Consider the following 15,888-nt stretch of genomic DNA (forward strand, 5'->3'; position numbering starts at 1 on the left):
ATGATTCGCTTACATCATCTTAATCAATCACGCTCACTACGTACGCTATGGCTACTAGAAGAATTGGAGCAACCTTATGAAATCATTAGCCATCAGCGCGATGCCAACACGCATCTAGCACCTGATAGCCTAAAAGCAATTCATCCACTCGGTAAATCTCCGGTTATTGAGATGGATGGCGAGCTTTACGCAGAATCTGGGGCGATAATCGAGCTATTGATTGAGCGTTTTGCGCCAGAGCAATTACGCCCTGCGACCGACAGCACTGATTATGGTCATTACTTGCAGTGGATTCACTTTGCCGAAAGCTCGCTGATGTTGCCGTTATTGCTTGAGCTGTTTACCACTAAAGCAGGCGTTAGCGACAGTGCGTTTTTGACCGGTTATATCGCTCAAGAAAAGCACAAACTCCTGAGCTATTTAGATAATGAGGTGAAAGACAAAACGTTTATCGTCGGCAACAAACTCAGTGGCGCTGACTTCATGCTATCGTTTGATTTAATCATGCTCGCTAAGCGCGGCGCGTTAGAAGACTACACCCATATCAAACAGTATGCTTTGCAACTGACGAGCATTGATAGCTACCAACGCGCCATGCGTTTGGAAGCCAACTATGATGACTCTATTAAGCGCTAAGTAAGACATTTCAATGGTTTAATATGAAAAAACAGCTCTTTATGAGCTGTTTTTTTTATGGCTAAGCTGTTAAGGGCTTAAGGCAAAACTTTTGCTCAAGCCAGCTATTCATAAAGACATTATCAGGATCATACTCACGGCGTATCTCCAAAAAACGATTTAGCTTAGGATATAAGCTTTGCAGCTCTATACGGCTCAATTTATTCACTTTGCCCCAATGCGGGCGACCCTGCCATTTTTTCATATACTCGTACAGCCATTTAAACAATGGCTCACAGTCCATACCCTTATAGACATGGAACGATAATACCGCGCAATCCTCCCCCTGCGTAGGACTAAGCATGCCTGTCTCGCCTTTATGCGTGCGCACCTCAATAGGAAAGTGCGAGCCTTTATTGTCGTTTAATAAAATATGATTGACCTCTGAGATACATTCATCAAAGTCAGATAACTTGATAAAATACTCAGACTCATTAAACTTAACGCCGCGCGGTGTCGGAAACACCTCGTAGCTATAGCCTTCACGCTTGATATTAGGAATGGAGCTTGCTGATATTTCACTGACCTTTTTGGTCAGCGACGGCTTCATACGAGCCAGCTCGCACAGTACATAAAAAGCACCATTTAAAGTGACCACACTGTCAAAATGATCTTTGAGTTTTTGCGTGCCCGTCATCGCTTTGGGTGCTATGACTGACAGCGTCTTTTGCTGAACCTTATTGGTGCCGGGAAACAAAAACCATTCTAGATGACGATGGCTGTGCGCGGTTTCATGAAAACGCGCCAACCCTTCTTCAAAGTCCAATACTTCATTGGACTCTTTAAGTCCGTAGATATCGACTACTTTAAGCGTTAATTTGGTGAAAATACCAAGCATACCAAGGCTGACATGTAAGGCATTACCCAGCTCATCGGTTTTCGGATCGCCGCGATGATGAGTATGCAGTTCTCCTTTACCATCGACCCATTCCCATGTTACCACTTGATTGGCAATCGAGCCTAAAGTAATCCCTGTGCCATGAGTTGCGGTACTGGCAGCACCAGCAATGGTTTGCGCTTGCACATCGCCCATATTTTCTAATGCCAAACCATGCTCTTTGAGCGCTGGGCCAATTTCATATAAGTAAGTACCAGCATGTAAAGTGGCAAGCTTCGCCTCTTTATCGACTAAGATAAGACCGCGCATATTATGTAAACTGACGGCAATTTCTTCAGGTTTCGCGCAGCCACTAAAAGAATGCGCCGCACCGGTGACTCTAACGCGCTTTTTATTTGCCCGTGCATTTTTCACAATCTCTTGTAGTTCTGCAACCGATGAAGGCGTGAGTTTTTGCTCAGGGGCAGCACGCTCGTACCCTACCCAATTTTGCCAATCATTGCTTCCTTGCCACTGCCTTAATGAAAACATTTGCCCTCTCCTCGGTAAGTTATCATCGTTTGCTGCTTTTCTACTTTGTTTGCTGCCACTGTAGGCTGACCAGATTGTCGATAACAAATGAGTTCATTAAAATGTTCACATAGCTCGCCTGCTTTTGCATGGCGGCACCAAACCATATCGCCAATATTAAGACGCGGCATCTCATCATCATTGCCCGTTTTGCCAATAGCCATCGGCGTTTGTACTTCACCAAAACCTTCATCGTTTAATAGGGATAAATGTTTGGGATAATGAATGACCGGTGCTTTATCGGCACCTGTCGCACCTGAGGCAATAAAGCCGCCACCATGACAGGTAATCACGCCTTTTTCCGGCTGACGCGTCACAGGCAGCACAAAGCCCGCGGCAGGCTGAAACTCATGCATGCTATCCATATAATCAAAATACGCCGGTTTATAATAGGCAGAACCGACCGTTATTTCGCTAACCTCAGGCTGGCTTGAGGTGAAATCCATACTGCCACTGCCACCCCCATTGACGAGCTTAAGCGTATAACTTTGTTTATCCAGATAGGCAACAATTGAGCGGCGGCGCTTACTCACTTGTTTTTGTGAGCGGCTTTTTAGTAAACGAATTGCAGGCGACAACACAGTTTTACCCGGTAAATGCTCGGGCAAACCCGCAATTTGTGCCTCATAGCCCATTGCCGCACTGACCTTAATATTGGGATATTTTTTGATATGTTTTAGTAGTTTTTTTACGTCTTTGATGCTCATTAATGCTGAACGTTTGGTACCGAAATACAGCTTGGGCAGCGGCATCGACATATTGATATCGAGACAAATATCAATATTGACATCGTGCGCTTTGGCAACTTCATTAAGCACATCCACATGCTCGGGGCGATCGATCATCCAAATCATGGTTGCGCCCTGTTTGGTAAAGTCAAAAGTTGCGGCGACACTTTTCGCATCTAAAGTTGGATAAGCGCAGAGAATATTATCAAAGCCATTTTCTAACAGATACACTGATTCGTCGGCCGCATAAGACATTAGGCCGATAAAGTTAGGAGATTTGTCTTTAATGTAGTGCAGAACATCGATAGAGCGAATAGATTTGGTCGCCAAGCGCAGTTGCACGGCCTTAGTTTTTTGATTGACCAGTGTTATATTATGATCGAGCGCGTCCATATCAAGCCACGCACTCGGAGCTTTCGGCGGAATAATGTGGGCAAAATCCATTTTACTTTCCTTGTAGCAGCCATTAGATACGACCTTGTATTTCTTATCATACTGTCATTACGCCTCTAAAAAAGAGGATAAATTAGCATAATAGTTTGAACCTAGAGCGTAGCTCAGTCAAGTACCATATTTATAAATAATAGACATTTGTTAGTCCTAAAATTAAGTTTAGCTAAGAAGACCTTCGAGTAAAAACTCTAAATAAAAGTAGAATTATTTATAATTTTAAGCATAAACATAACTCTGATGCCCTCACTTTTTAAACTAAAAAAGTACAATCACCAAATAGTCTCAAATTGAAATCATGATAAAATAATGCAAACAGTCCTTTGACTGTTTTTTATTTTTTATAGCTACTATTTATAGCTACTATTTATAGCTACTAAATGAAGCACTTATGGCTCAATTTGATAATAGCTCTTCCAATTATTGCTCGTATAAGAGTCCTACGATGTCACTTTATCTTTCTACTTTTAGCAGGTGGCGATAGACAATGAGCAATGAATACCAATTCAAACCGCACGAACAACCCTTTATGGTGGGTTCTCCCGCCACACCCGACCATCCTACTCGCCGTAAAGTATTTTATCTATTGATTGGTATTTTTATTGGCATCACCGCCAGCTTTCAAAATGGTTTATTGGTAGCGAATCTGACCCAAATCCAAGGTGAAATGGGCTTGACGCCAGTCGAAGGTGGCTGGATATCGGTCGCCTATAATATGACCAATGCTTGTATTACGGTGCTGCTATACAAAATCCGTCAGCAATTTGGTATGGCGCTCTTTAGTAAAATCACCCTGTTCTCACTGTTGGCGGCCACCAGTTTACAATGGTTGGTCAGTAGTCATTTATTGGACACCAGCGCTATTATTATTGAGCCTTATTATCTAGAAATCATCGCCCGCGGCTTAAGCGGTATGGTTGCTAGTGCCATGACGGTGTTGGCTATTTTTTATTGCTTGCAAGGCATGCCAACCGCCAAACGCATTAGCGGTCTGATTTTGGGATTTGGCTTAGTACAATTTGGCATTCCTCTCTCAAGGATTATCTCGCCATATCTCGCGGTCGACGGCCAGCTTGAAACGCTATTTTTGTTTGAATTGGGCTTAACCCTGATTTGCTTTGCCCTGATTAATATCTTAGAGCTACCACCTGGCAATACCGAAAAAGTATTCGAAAAACTGGATTTTTTAAGCTTTGCGTTTTTTGCTAGCGGACTTGCAGCCTTGGCAGTCTTTTTGGTTCAAGGGCGTATCCAGTGGTGGACGACGCCTTGGCTGAGCTATCCGCTCATCATCGCGGTGGTGACGATTAGCATCGCTTTATGGATTGAAACGCACCGTAAAAACCCAATGTTACAAGTGCGCTGGATGCGTAGCCGCAATATCATCGCTTTTACGATAACCGGCGCGGTGATGCGTATTTTATTATCCGAGCAAAATGTAGGCGCAGCAGGTTTACTGGCCAATTTGGGCTACGGAAATGATCAACTGATTACCTTTTATGCGGTGATACTTGCCGCTAGCGTTCTGGCCTTGGTCATCAGTATTTTTAGGACTAATGCGATGGATTTACGCCGTCCGGTCATTTTCGCTGTCGCCCTGATTGCGGTTGGCGCATGGCTAGATACAGATATTTCGCTAAATTCTGCTCCTTATATGTTTTATGTCAGTCAATTTATGATTGCCTTTGCTGCCGTTTACTTTATGGGTCCCATGGTTTTTGAAGGGATGTTTCGCGCTATCGCTAACGGCCCCGCTTACATTATTAGTTTTTCGGTTATTTTTAGCATCTCGCAGACCATTGGCGGACTTGCAGGCGCAGCAGCGATTCAAGCGTTTACCACCATACGCACACAGATGCACTACGCCGATATGGTCGGCTCGCTTAATTTAGGCGACCCAGCCTTAATGGCACAAGTCGCAGGCGTACGTCGTATGTTATCTACCCAAATCACGGATGCCAATCAAGCAAATGTCGCGGCGATGGGACAAGTATTGCAAAGTCTTCAGCGCCAAGCGACGGTCGCCGCCTATGCTGATTTATTTTTTCTTATGGCAACTATCGCCTCCATCACAACGCTGATTTTATTACTAAATTACTTGTATCATCGCTACCATAAACGTAATCCATTGGCTAAAGAATTGGCAGCGATTGCAAAAATGCGCGAAGCAAAATAGCCCGAATAATTAAAGCATTTTCTTCATTTAAAAATGCCACTTAACATATTAACCAATGCAAAAAAAACTTATGATAACTATTCAAACTTTAGGAGCGCGGCATGAGTCAAGAAAAATCTGATGAGCTTAACCAAAACCCTAAGCCTGCCTCTGACGTACTAACCAATAACACTCATGCTCCTGATGCAACAAATTATCCAAATGCTGCGGTCAATATAGATAAGTCGGCTAACGACAGGCTCATTAATGACGAGAGTATTGTTAATGACGAGATTATTGTTAATGATAATCTTACTGACAGTGATGAGCCGTCCATGCCGCCTATACCGCCAAAGGAGCCGATTCCTAGCAGCGATGGCTGGTCGCCGAAGAAGAAATCTTATTTAAATTTAGGCATACTAATCGCCTTGATTGTGATTGGTGTGGCATTAATTTTGTACGCTTGGAAGCTGCCGCCCTTTACTCCAACGGTGCAGCAAACCAATAATGCTTTTGTTAAAGGACAAACCACCATTATCAGTCCGCAAGTATCCGGCTACGTGACTGAGGTAGCTGTTAAGGATTTTGCCACTGTTAAAGAAGATGATTTATTAATCAAAATAGACGATCGTACTTTTAGGCAGCAGCTTGAACAAGCGCAGGCAAACATTGAAATCGCTGTGACCAATCGCGCTAGTAATGCGCAGGATACAGGAACCAGCCAAGCGCAAATCGAAGCACGCGAGGCGGACTTATATAGTGCTAAAGTCAGCGTCGACAGTGCGCGTGAAGATGTGAAGCGCTATCAAGGTTTAGACGCTATCGGTGCGGTATCAAAGGCAGAAGTGGCGCATATCAAAGCGCAACTTGCAAAAGCGCAGGCCAACGTGCAACAAGCAGAAGCGAATTTACAAGTGGCTCGTGAGGCAAGCGAGAAGACCAGCGGTAGCCGCTCATCTTTAGATGCCAATATTAAAAGTGCAGAAGCCGGTGCCAAGCAAGCTCAGATCAATTTAGACAATACCGTTATTAGCGCACCAGAATCTGGGCAGCTGAGTCAAATCAGTGTCAAAGAAGGACAATACGTGAGCGCAGGTACGCAGCTGATGTATATCGTACCAAAAGGCGTATGGATTATTGCTAACTTTAAAGAAACGCAAGTGGCCAATATGCGTATCGGTGAGCCCGTCACCATTCATGTCGATGCCCTTGGCGGTACCAAGTTTAGCGGTCATGTCAGTAATATCTCGCCTGCAACGGGCAGCGAATTTAGTGCCGGCGCGGCCAATCCTGCGACGGGTAACTATATCAAAATTGCTCAGCGCGTTCCCGTTAGAATTGACTTGGCCCAAAACCAGCCTAACCTTGCGCAGTTACGTCCAGGTATGTCAGTGTCAGTGAATGTCGATACCAAAGCAAAAAGTTAATGCAAGAAATTAGACTAAAAAACAGCGCAAAAAAAAGCCTCTTTAAACAACTGTCAAACCAGATTTAAAGAGGCTTCTTTATTTGTAATAGATTGTCATTAAAACGATCAAGCTTAGGGTAACAAACGTTTGGTTGTCCATTTTGCCGCGTCGCCCGTGCCACTCTTGTCTTGCGTATAAACAATGCGGTCATGCATACGATTGGCACGGCCTTGCCAAAACTCGATGCTCTCAATCGTAATCTCATAGCCACCCCAAAACTCAGGGGTTGGCACTTGACTGTCTGCTGGATAATCATTTTGCAACTGCTCAAACGTTTGCTCCATGACCTCGCGATTGGCAACCTCACCACTTTGCGGCTGGCTAACCCACGCGCCCACTTGACTATCATGCGGACGTTTTTGGAAATAAGCCGCTGATTTAGTAGCGTCTATTTTAGCAATACTGCCGCTGATACGGATTTGACGCTCAAGCTTATGCCAAAAAAACAGCGCTTCGGCATTGGGATTTTCGGCGATATCTTGGCCCTTGGCACTTTCATAATTGGTATAAAACACGATGCCTTTATCGGTAATTTCGCGCAGCAAAACGATACGCACGCTGGGCTTATTGTCCGCGCCGCACGTCGCTAAACTCATCGCATAAGGTTCTTGCACTTCTGCTGCTATCGCTTCATTCATCCACGCGTGTAGCAGCTCAAATGGTGAGTCTGGTACTGACTGCTGGTCGAGTTGCCCTTTCTCATACGATAAGCGCTGATCGGTAAAATCCATACTCATGATTGTTTCTCGCTAACTTTCGAATATTATTAATATAAGTCTATTTAACCAAGACGTTTAGCCTAAAACCGTTTTGATTTTATCGGCCAAATCATTGGCCATCACATCGCATTCTATCTCATCGTCTGACTCAACCATGACCCGAATCATCGGCTCTGTACCTGACTGACGGATAAGCAGGCGACCACGACCTTCTAAAGTAGCGCGCGCTTTATCAAAAGCTGCGACAAGCTCTTCATGCTCAAACGGATCTTGCATTTGCGATAAGCGTACATTGACCAGTTTTTGTGGTAATACTTCAAAACCTTCGGTCAAATCGCTAAGTGCCTTACCGCGTGCTTGCATCACTGCGAGCACCTGCAAACCTGCGATAATGGCATCACCCGTGCGACTTTTATCCAAGCATAAAATATGACCAGATGGCTCACCGCCTAGTATCCAACCATTGGCTTCAAGCTCTTGCATGACATAGCGGTCGCCAACTTTTGCACGGGTAAACGCGATATTAGCGTCTTTTAACGCCAACTCTAAGCCCATGTTACTCATCAAGGTACCCACGACACCTTCGGCTTTGGTTTGACTTTGGGTAGCCAGTACATACAAAATACCATCGCCATCGACTAGCTCACCGGCTTCATCGACCATCACGATACGGTCACCATCGCCATCTAAAGCAATACCAACATCAGCCTCGTATTCAAGTACCGCTTTTTGCAGATTTTCAGGATGGGTTGAGCCGCAATTGGCATTGATATTAATACCATCAGGTTTATTATTAATTGCGATAACATTGGCGCCAAGCTCACGCATGACACGCGGCGCAACGCTATAACCTGCACCATTGGCACAGTCGACGACGACGGTTAAATGGTCTAAGTCATATTGATAAGGAAAGCTGCCTTTGCAAAATTCGATATAGCGCCCTTTCGCATCATTAATACGATTGTTTTTGCCCAGTCGCGCCGGATCGAGGATTGGCATGATGGCACTATTATCGGAATTTGAGGCATCCATAATTGCGGTCAATTTATCGTTAATTGCGCTTTGCATCTCATCGGTCAGTTTCTTGCCATCTCCTGAGAAGAACTTGATGCCATTATCAAAATAAGGATTGTGCGAAGCAGAAATGACCACGCCAGCATCGGCGTTAAAACTGCGGGTCAAATGCGCGATAGCAGGCGTCGGTAGCGGCCCTAGCATATGGACGTCGACACCAGCAGCATTAAAGCCAGCTTGCAGCGCCCCTTCAATCACATAGCCGGACAGACGCGTGTCTTTACCTATCACCACACTGGGTTTGCGCGCAGGATTATTATTATTTTCTATCAGCACCAGCCCCGTCACATAACCTAACTTCAAAATAAAATCAGGGGTAATCGGTAACTCACCAAATTTGCCGCGAATACCATCAGTGCCAAAGTAACTCATTATTATTATTCCTCAATTTTATAAAGTAAAAAAACAAATGGGCGCCCAGACTGTCATTGTTTTAAAAGAAGCTAATTGATAAACAATCGCTTTTTTAGAAACGCTTTTAAAACTATCTGCTGCTATAAATTTTCTTTTTTGGCTCTCTTTCTATGCGCCTTGTCCTTTTTAAGGCTACTAAAAACCCACTCCAGCATTAGCGAAGTGTTTTTAACATACATCAAGTATAAGCCTTAAACCGAGACAAGGCATCTAAATAATAAAAAGGCGTCTAAGTTATAGATAGAAGAGTTTAATGTTGTATTTTACAAAAAAAACAGCCAACAATAATAAAGCATTGTTGGCTGTTTGTATCTTGGTGTCACGGCAACGCTACAGAGCCGATAACCTACATCTTACTAGCGTTAAGAGATGATCAATCAACGCGATAGTTAGGCGCTTCTTTGGTAATCTGCACATCATGGACATGAGATTCTTTCATACCCGCTGAAGTGACTTTGACAAACTGCGGCTTAGTACGCATCTCTTCAATGGTCGCACAACCAGTATAACCCATCGATGAACGTAGGCCACCCATCATCTGATTGACAATACCAGAAACTGGGCCTTTATAAGGTACGCGGCCTTCGATACCTTCTGGTACCAGTTTTTCTACGCCGTCTTTGGCATCTTGGAAATAGCGATCTGATGAGCCGTTTTGACCTGACATCGCACCCAAGCTACCCATACCGCGATAGGCTTTATAGTAACGGCCTTGGAACAGCTCAACCTCACCTGGCGCTTCTTCGGTACCCGCCATTAGTGAACCAACCATGATGCACGACGCGCCAGCAGCAATGGCTTTTGCCATATCGCCTGAATAGCGGATACCGCCATCAGCAATCAGTGGAATACTGTCTTGTAGTGCGCTTGCGACACTATCGATTGCCGAGATTTGCGGCATACCAACACCCGCGATAATACGCGTGGTACAGATAGACCCAGGGCCAATACCTACTTTTACCGCGTCTGCACCAGCATCACGTAATGCTTTAGCGGCATCACCTGTGGCAATATTACCGCCGATAACCTGAACGTTTGGATAGTGCTTTTTAATCCAAGAAACTTTATCAATCACGCCTTTTGAGTGACCATGCGCGGTATCGACAACGATGATATCGACATCAGCGGCAATCAAAGCTTCAACACGGGCTTGGGTATCAGCGCCAGTACCGACAGCCGCACCAACGCGCAGGCGACCCTGCTCATCTTTACAAGCATTAGGGTTATTTTCTGCTTTAGAGAAATCATTGACCGTAATCAGACCACGCAAACGAAAATCATCATTAATCACAATCACTTTTTCGATACGGTGCTCGTGAAGAAGTTTTTTGATATTCTCGTTACTTTCACCTTCTTTGACGGTGACCAGCTGATCTTTTGGCGTCATGATATGGCTGACAGGTAATGATAAGTTGGTCTCAAAACGCCAATCACGATGAGTTACGATACCGATGACTTTATCGGTACCCTTCTCAACCACAGGTACCCCTGAGATATTGTTATCTTGAGTCAATCTTAATAGCTCACCGATGGTCATCTCTGGGTGCACGGTAATAGGATCGACAACTGTACCCGCTTCGAATTTTTTCACGCGACGTACTTGCATGGCCTGCTTATCGATATCCATGCTCTTGTGCAAAATACCCAAACCACCAAGCTGCGCCATAGTGATGGCCATCTCAGATTCAGTGACGGTATCCATCGCAGCCGAAATCATCGGTAAGTTTAAAGTGATATTTTTGGTTAGGCGGGTCGTTAAATCAGCAGCTTTTGGTAGGATTTCAGAATAAGCTGGTAATAATAAAACGTCATCAAAGGTTAAGGCTTCATCGACAATTCGCAACATACAGACCCCTAGTGGTGGTTATTTTGATGGGTGGGCAATGCAGTATCACGTCGATAAACGAAAGCTTTATCAAAATCAATACGCCAAAATAAAGCGGCTAGAATTGTGAAAAAACCATGAGGAACAAACCTTAAATACGGATATCACTCGGCATGTTATCTGTTTATCAGCGGTAATAAAATGCTTAGGAAAGTAGAATTGCTAATATCGCGCTTCTAAACCTTCTAACATCTGATTACCCGACGCTTAATAACTGAATTATCCCTTAAAAATAACGCCATATTATAACAAATAAAGCAAGCCTTCGCATAACATATTTGTCAGCTTATTTTGCTAGATGATGCCTTTATTTTGCCACGCTCTTACATCGTTACTATGTTTCTGTTTTAACGATAAAACGTTCCGCTGGTAGATAATCCTTTTGTTCACTATATAAGTAGCTTAGCATTTGCTCACGCACTTCACATTCAAGTAACCAAGCATTGAGCGGACTATCGGACGCTTGGCTACAGCGCAGCTTGATAGTGGTCTCTGTTACCGATACCGTATACATCTCAGGCTCGGTGTCACTATCCCATAGCTCACTGTCTTTGACCAGCTCAATATATTTTTGTCGTATCGCTTCGATATTGGCGCCATAATCGACATATAAATAAATCACTGAGATTTGATGCGACTCGGTATGTGACCAGTTTTCTACAATCTCAGTGATAAAATGCCGCATCGGTACAATCAAGCGGCGCTCATCCCAGGTTTTTAGTACCGCATAGGTATAACCCAAATCCTCAATCGTGCACCACTCGCCTTCCATCATCACCGTATCACCGATACGCACCGGCTGGGTAATAGCCACTTGCATGCCTGCGATGATATTACCCAAAATAGGCTGGGCAGCAATACCTATCACCGCACCTGCAATACCTGCCGAGGTAAGTAAGGTTTTACCCAAACCATCAATATTGGTAAATTCACTCAAACCTATCCAAATACCGCCTAAAATCATCACAAAGATAAAGACGCGGCGAAAAATAGACACATAGGTGCGGCGACTGCGGCCTTTATCAAACTGCTCTTCGCTTAAATTTTCGATTTGCAAATCTTTATAACGATTGGCAAAGAAATTAATGGCGCGTGTACCCAGCCACATGGCGCTTAGCACCAGCCCAATCCAAATAATGGGGCGTGTCGATGAGGCAAGCGCATCTAAGTAAGGAAAACCGCCCGATACCAAGGTATAAACCGCGGAAAAACTGATGGTAAACGTCAAAGGCACGGTCAGTTTATTGACCAAGTCCTCGACGCCGTTATGATGAATGGTGGCGAGCCGATTGCCCTCTTTGTCTAAAACGTACCAATTGAGCAGTTTACCAGCCGCTTTACTGAGCAGCCAACCAGCGCCCATGGTAAAAGAAAAGAATAAAAATAAAGCGATAAATTCCCAAATAGCAATGCCGAAAACTTTTAATTTGGTCCAGTCGGGCAAATAACGCTCAAACTTGGCAGGCTGATATTGCTCATACAGCTTATTGATATTGGCGACCGTTTGCGCGGAAAACACCCAAAAAGGCGGGCTGTCATCGATACGTACGCGCTCAAGATGCAGCGGTACACGGCGATCTCGATAGTCGATATAACCCAACTGGATTGAGCGCCGAGGAATACCTTGGATACTATTATTGCTACCAAGCGGCGGTTCTATCAAACCATCAGGACGGTCGGGCAACTTATCAAACGCATACAGCTTTTTTTCCATCAATAAAAAATCGAGCTGTTTGGCAAGCTCTATTGCTTGATTACGCTGCAACTCCTCGTCAATCAAGTTCATATTGAGCGCATAAGCGGCCAAATCATACTGCTGCTTGATAACTGCCGATTGAAAAAACTCTAGCGTTGCCAGTGGTGTCGATAAATTCGGTGGCTCAGATAGCGGCGGCAAGCCGACATTGAGCTTATTTAAGGCATAATAACTTTCGTTATAGTCGCCAGTCAGACCGGAATCACCCTGTAATACTCCTGCTTGCTGTTCGGTTTTTTTCTCAAACGGACTAATGACCTCTTCGGCAAGCGCAGAGACACTGACTCCCTCTTTTTTGAGCTTATCAATCCGTTGCGATGCATAGTCAACGATGTTTTCTGGCGCCTCGGAGATGGGCGCTGTTGTTTCGTTTTGATTGTTGATCGTTGCATTGTCATTCGCTGAATGACTAGCCGCATAAGCTGGCAGATAAACAATACTTAGGATAATGACGGAAATACTGAAAATAAAATGACGTATGTTCAAATGCCTCACGGTTAATTTATGCCTACCTTTAATAGTATTTAAATTCTTACAACCAGAAACATCAGCGTCGCCCCTATTGCCCATATACGGAGCTTGAGTATTTTTAGCAATCAAAGACTGAGAGGAATGTTTCATACGTTAAGGTTCTAGGCTGATTGATGAAATGATTTAGTAAAGTTAAACATCAATTTTGACTATAAGATAAAGCTAATGCACTGAACCAAAAAAAGCCAGCATAAAGCTGACTTAATTTGAGGGTAAAATGTTAATTGATACAATTGCTTATAGCAAGAATATGATTTAAGCACGGCGCCAAGTCGTACCCGCACGGCTGTCTTCAAGCTCAATTCCCGCCTCTTTTAACTGCTCACGTATCTCATCAGCACGGGCAAAGTTTTTATTGGTTTTGGCATCGGCACGCTCGGTGATTAATCCATCGATAGCGTCATCGGACAAACCACCTTCTTGCGCCCCACCCACGACTGCTTGTAAAAACTGCTGTACCGGCAGCTGCAATATATTTAATGTCTGCGCCAAAGCTTTTAGTTGCTGCGCCAACTGCCATGCAGCCTCTGCATCTTCGCCTTTGAGCGCTTTATTAATGTCACGTGCCAGCCCAAATAATACGCTAATAGCCGTTGAGCTATTAAAATCATCATTCATGGCTTTGATAAAGTCTTGTCCTGCCGCGCTATCGTAAGCAGAGTTTGTTAGCGCATCATCGATAGTGAGTGTTTGTCCTTTTTGCTGTTCAGCCGCTTTTAATGCTTGATATAATCTGCTTAGGCTATTGTGCGCTTCATCTAAGGCTTTGTCTGAGAAATTCACTTGGCTGCGATAGTGACTTGATAACAAGAAAAAGCGCACCGTTTCAGAATGATACTTGGCAATCACATCGCGAATGGTAAAGAAGTTATTTAGCGATTTGGACATCTTTTCGCCATCGACATTAATAAAGCCAACGTGCATCCAATTACGCGCGTACTCGCAGCCTGTCGCCGCTTCCGATTGTGCTATCTCATTTTCATGATGTGGAAACTGTAAATCATGACCACCGCCGTGAATATCAAAGGTATTGCCAAGGCATTTGGTCGACATCGCCGAGCATTCGATATGCCAGCCTGGACGCCCTTGACCCCATGGCGATGCCCATTGTGGCTCACTAGGTTTCGCCGCTTTCCACAATACAAAGTCAAACGGATTGCGCTTGTCGCTTTCGACATCGACGCGTGAGCCCGCCTGCATATCATCCAAGTTACGCTTGGATAATTTACCATAATCTGGAAATCTATCGACTGCATAATAGACATCGCCATTATCGCCAGCGTACGCATAGTCATTGCTGACCAAATTGCCAATCATCTGCTGCATCTCGTCGATATAATCGGTCGCACGTGGCTCAGCATCGGGTGCTAAGCAGCCAAGGGACGCAAAATCTTCGTGCATCGCTGTGATAAAGCGCTGCGTTAATGCGCCAATTTCTTCGCCATTTTCGGCTGCGCGAGCGATGATTTTGTCATCTATATCGGTGATATTCCGCACATAATTAACCTCATAGCCCAATTGCTTAAGCCAACGCACCGCCATATCAAAGGCAACTACCACCCGCGCATGACCGATATGACAATAATCATAGACCGTCATTCCGCACACATACATGCCGACTTTGCCCGCAACCAGCGGCTTAAATGACCGCTTGCGTCCGTTAAGTGAGTCGTAAATGGCAAGCTGAGACATCGCGTCTGCAAGAGGTGTGGTCATAGTAAAAAAGCCTTTTGATAAAAAAGATAAGAGTGAAACGAAAATATTCTTACTGCACACTTAAATAATGAAAACGCTTATTTATAGCTTAGTTATAACAATATTTAGCGTCATTATTATTTTTGAAAAAGTAGCAGTATAAAACTTAACCCATTATCTTAGCGAAAATGCTCGTAAAATACTACAATGAGCGCATAACTAACATTCGCAATGCTAAAAAATACTGACTTTTTAACAAACACTAACCTTTAAGGATAAAACATGGGCAATCGTTTAAGCAAAATATATACACGTACTGGCGATGACGGTACTACAGGCATGGCAGATGGCAGCCGCGTGAGTAAAGCGGACAATCTATTTAGCGTCATGGGTGATGTCGACGAGCTTAACTCACATATTGGTTTGGTACGCGCGCAGTTGACGCAAAACTCGACTGACGCGACAAAAGAAGCCGACTTTGCCCAAGCCTTAGTGATTATTCAGCATCTGCTATTTAATATTGGTGGCGAGCTTGCCATGCCAGAATATGAAGGCGTGAATAGCGCGCACATTGCATGGTTAGAGCAACAGATTGACGCGATGAATAGCACCTTGCCGGCGCTAAAAGATTTTATCCTACCGACAGGTTCAGTGTTGGTCAGTCAATTGCATGTGGCACGTACCGTCTGTCGCCGTGCTGAGCGTCAAGCGGTGCTATTGCAGCAGCAGCGCTCCGAGGCCATTCGTCCAACGGCAGTTAGCTTTATCAATCGCTTGTCTGATTGGCTGTTTGTCGCTGCGCGTTTTTGCACCGACCCTGAGCAAGTTTCTGAAGTGCTATGGGACAGTCAAGTATTACAAAAATTCGCTGAGAATAAATAGTTTAGCTTTTACTGACTGCTAAAAATTAACCGCTAAAAATCCATTCA

General features: G+C 44.3%; 11 protein-coding genes. 4 read left to right on the plus strand and 7 right to left on the minus strand.

Annotation, left to right across the window (positions count from 1 at the left end):
- Positions 1-636: a glutathione S-transferase family protein gene (locus JMX70_RS07850; protein ID WP_201590998.1), complete on the plus strand. Its 636-nt coding sequence runs from the start codon at positions 1-3 to the stop codon at positions 634-636.
- Between the two features lie 61 nt (positions 637-697).
- Here JMX70_RS07850 and JMX70_RS07855 read toward each other — a convergent pair whose 3' ends face one another.
- A complete protein-coding gene (locus tag JMX70_RS07855; RefSeq protein WP_201591000.1) occupies positions 698-2,044 on the minus strand; it encodes a D-arabinono-1,4-lactone oxidase in 1,347 nt (448 codons plus the stop codon).
- Positions 2,032-3,255, minus strand: a complete 1,224-nt coding sequence (locus JMX70_RS07860) for an alanine racemase (RefSeq protein WP_201591002.1) — start codon at positions 3,253-3,255, stop codon at positions 2,032-2,034. Before JMX70_RS07860 ends, JMX70_RS07855 begins: the two co-directional genes overlap by 13 nt.
- A gap of 493 nt (positions 3,256-3,748) precedes the next feature.
- Here JMX70_RS07860 and JMX70_RS07865 point away from each other — a divergent pair, with 493 nt between their 5' ends.
- Together JMX70_RS07865 and JMX70_RS07870 are read left to right on the plus strand one after the other, a co-directional pair.
- On the plus strand, positions 3,749-5,437 hold the full coding sequence (locus JMX70_RS07865; RefSeq protein WP_201591004.1) for an efflux MFS transporter permease: 1,689 nt from the start codon (positions 3,749-3,751) through the stop codon (positions 5,435-5,437).
- Between the two features lie 101 nt (positions 5,438-5,538).
- Complete coding sequence (locus tag JMX70_RS07870) at positions 5,539-6,843, plus strand: HlyD family secretion protein (protein WP_201591006.1); 1,305 nt, start codon at positions 5,539-5,541, stop codon at positions 6,841-6,843.
- 113 nt (positions 6,844-6,956) lie between these two features.
- On the opposite strand, the gene pdxH is transcribed toward JMX70_RS07870, so the two are convergent.
- The 5 genes from pdxH to cysS all read right to left on the minus strand — a co-directional run bounded on the left by pdxH (position 6,957) and on the right by cysS (position 14,980).
- Entirely contained in the window at positions 6,957-7,616 is a 660-nt protein-coding gene (gene pdxH, locus JMX70_RS07875) for a pyridoxamine 5'-phosphate oxidase (RefSeq protein ID WP_201542509.1), read from the minus strand.
- 63 nt (positions 7,617-7,679) lie between these two features.
- On the minus strand, positions 7,680-9,050 hold the full coding sequence (gene glmM, locus JMX70_RS07880; protein ID WP_144296307.1) for a phosphoglucosamine mutase: 1,371 nt from the start codon (positions 9,048-9,050) through the stop codon (positions 7,680-7,682).
- A gap of 415 nt (positions 9,051-9,465) precedes the next feature.
- On the minus strand, positions 9,466-10,938 hold the full coding sequence (gene guaB, locus JMX70_RS07885) for an IMP dehydrogenase (RefSeq protein ID WP_191691593.1): 1,473 nt from the start codon (positions 10,936-10,938) through the stop codon (positions 9,466-9,468).
- A gap of 373 nt (positions 10,939-11,311) precedes the next feature.
- On the minus strand, positions 11,312-13,354 hold the full coding sequence (locus tag JMX70_RS07890) for a mechanosensitive ion channel family protein (protein ID WP_227671203.1): 2,043 nt from the start codon (positions 13,352-13,354) through the stop codon (positions 11,312-11,314).
- 165 nt (positions 13,355-13,519) lie between these two features.
- Positions 13,520-14,980: a cysteine--tRNA ligase gene (gene cysS, locus JMX70_RS07895; protein WP_201591008.1), complete on the minus strand. Its 1,461-nt coding sequence runs from the start codon at positions 14,978-14,980 to the stop codon at positions 13,520-13,522.
- A gap of 261 nt (positions 14,981-15,241) precedes the next feature.
- On the opposite strand from cysS, the gene JMX70_RS07900 reads away from it, so the two are divergent.
- Positions 15,242-15,841 (plus strand): cob(I)yrinic acid a,c-diamide adenosyltransferase, encoded by a 600-nt coding sequence (locus JMX70_RS07900; protein WP_191691590.1) that lies wholly within the window; start codon positions 15,242-15,244, stop codon positions 15,839-15,841.
- The last annotated feature ends 47 nt before the right edge of the window (positions 15,842-15,888 follow it).

The organism is Psychrobacter pulmonis, from assembly GCF_904846465.1.
Taxonomy (GTDB): Bacteria; Pseudomonadota; Gammaproteobacteria; order Pseudomonadales; family Moraxellaceae; genus Psychrobacter; species Psychrobacter faecalis.

Coding starts and splice junctions, on each gene's coding strand:
- guaB (WP_191691593.1), bottom strand. CDS start 10,938: ATGTTGCGAATTGTCGATGAAGCCTTAACCTTTGATGACGTTTTATTA.
- JMX70_RS07870 (WP_201591006.1), top strand. CDS start 5,539: ATGAGTCAAGAAAAATCTGATGAGCTTAACCAAAACCCTAAGCCTGCC.
- JMX70_RS07900 (WP_191691590.1), top strand. CDS start 15,242: ATGGGCAATCGTTTAAGCAAAATATATACACGTACTGGCGATGACGGT.
- cysS (WP_201591008.1), bottom strand. CDS start 14,980: ATGACCACACCTCTTGCAGACGCGATGTCTCAGCTTGCCATTTACGAC.
- pdxH (WP_201542509.1), bottom strand. CDS start 7,616: ATGGATTTTACCGATCAGCGCTTATCGTATGAGAAAGGGCAACTCGAC.
- JMX70_RS07855 (WP_201591000.1), bottom strand. CDS start 2,044: ATGTTTTCATTAAGGCAGTGGCAAGGAAGCAATGATTGGCAAAATTGG.
- JMX70_RS07890 (WP_227671203.1), bottom strand. CDS start 13,354: ATGAAACATTCCTCTCAGTCTTTGATTGCTAAAAATACTCAAGCTCCG.
- glmM (WP_144296307.1), bottom strand. CDS start 9,050: ATGAGTTACTTTGGCACTGATGGTATTCGCGGCAAATTTGGTGAGTTA.
- JMX70_RS07850 (WP_201590998.1), top strand. CDS start 1: ATGATTCGCTTACATCATCTTAATCAATCACGCTCACTACGTACGCTA.
- JMX70_RS07865 (WP_201591004.1), top strand. CDS start 3,749: ATGAGCAATGAATACCAATTCAAACCGCACGAACAACCCTTTATGGTG.
- JMX70_RS07860 (WP_201591002.1), bottom strand. CDS start 3,255: ATGGATTTTGCCCACATTATTCCGCCGAAAGCTCCGAGTGCGTGGCTT.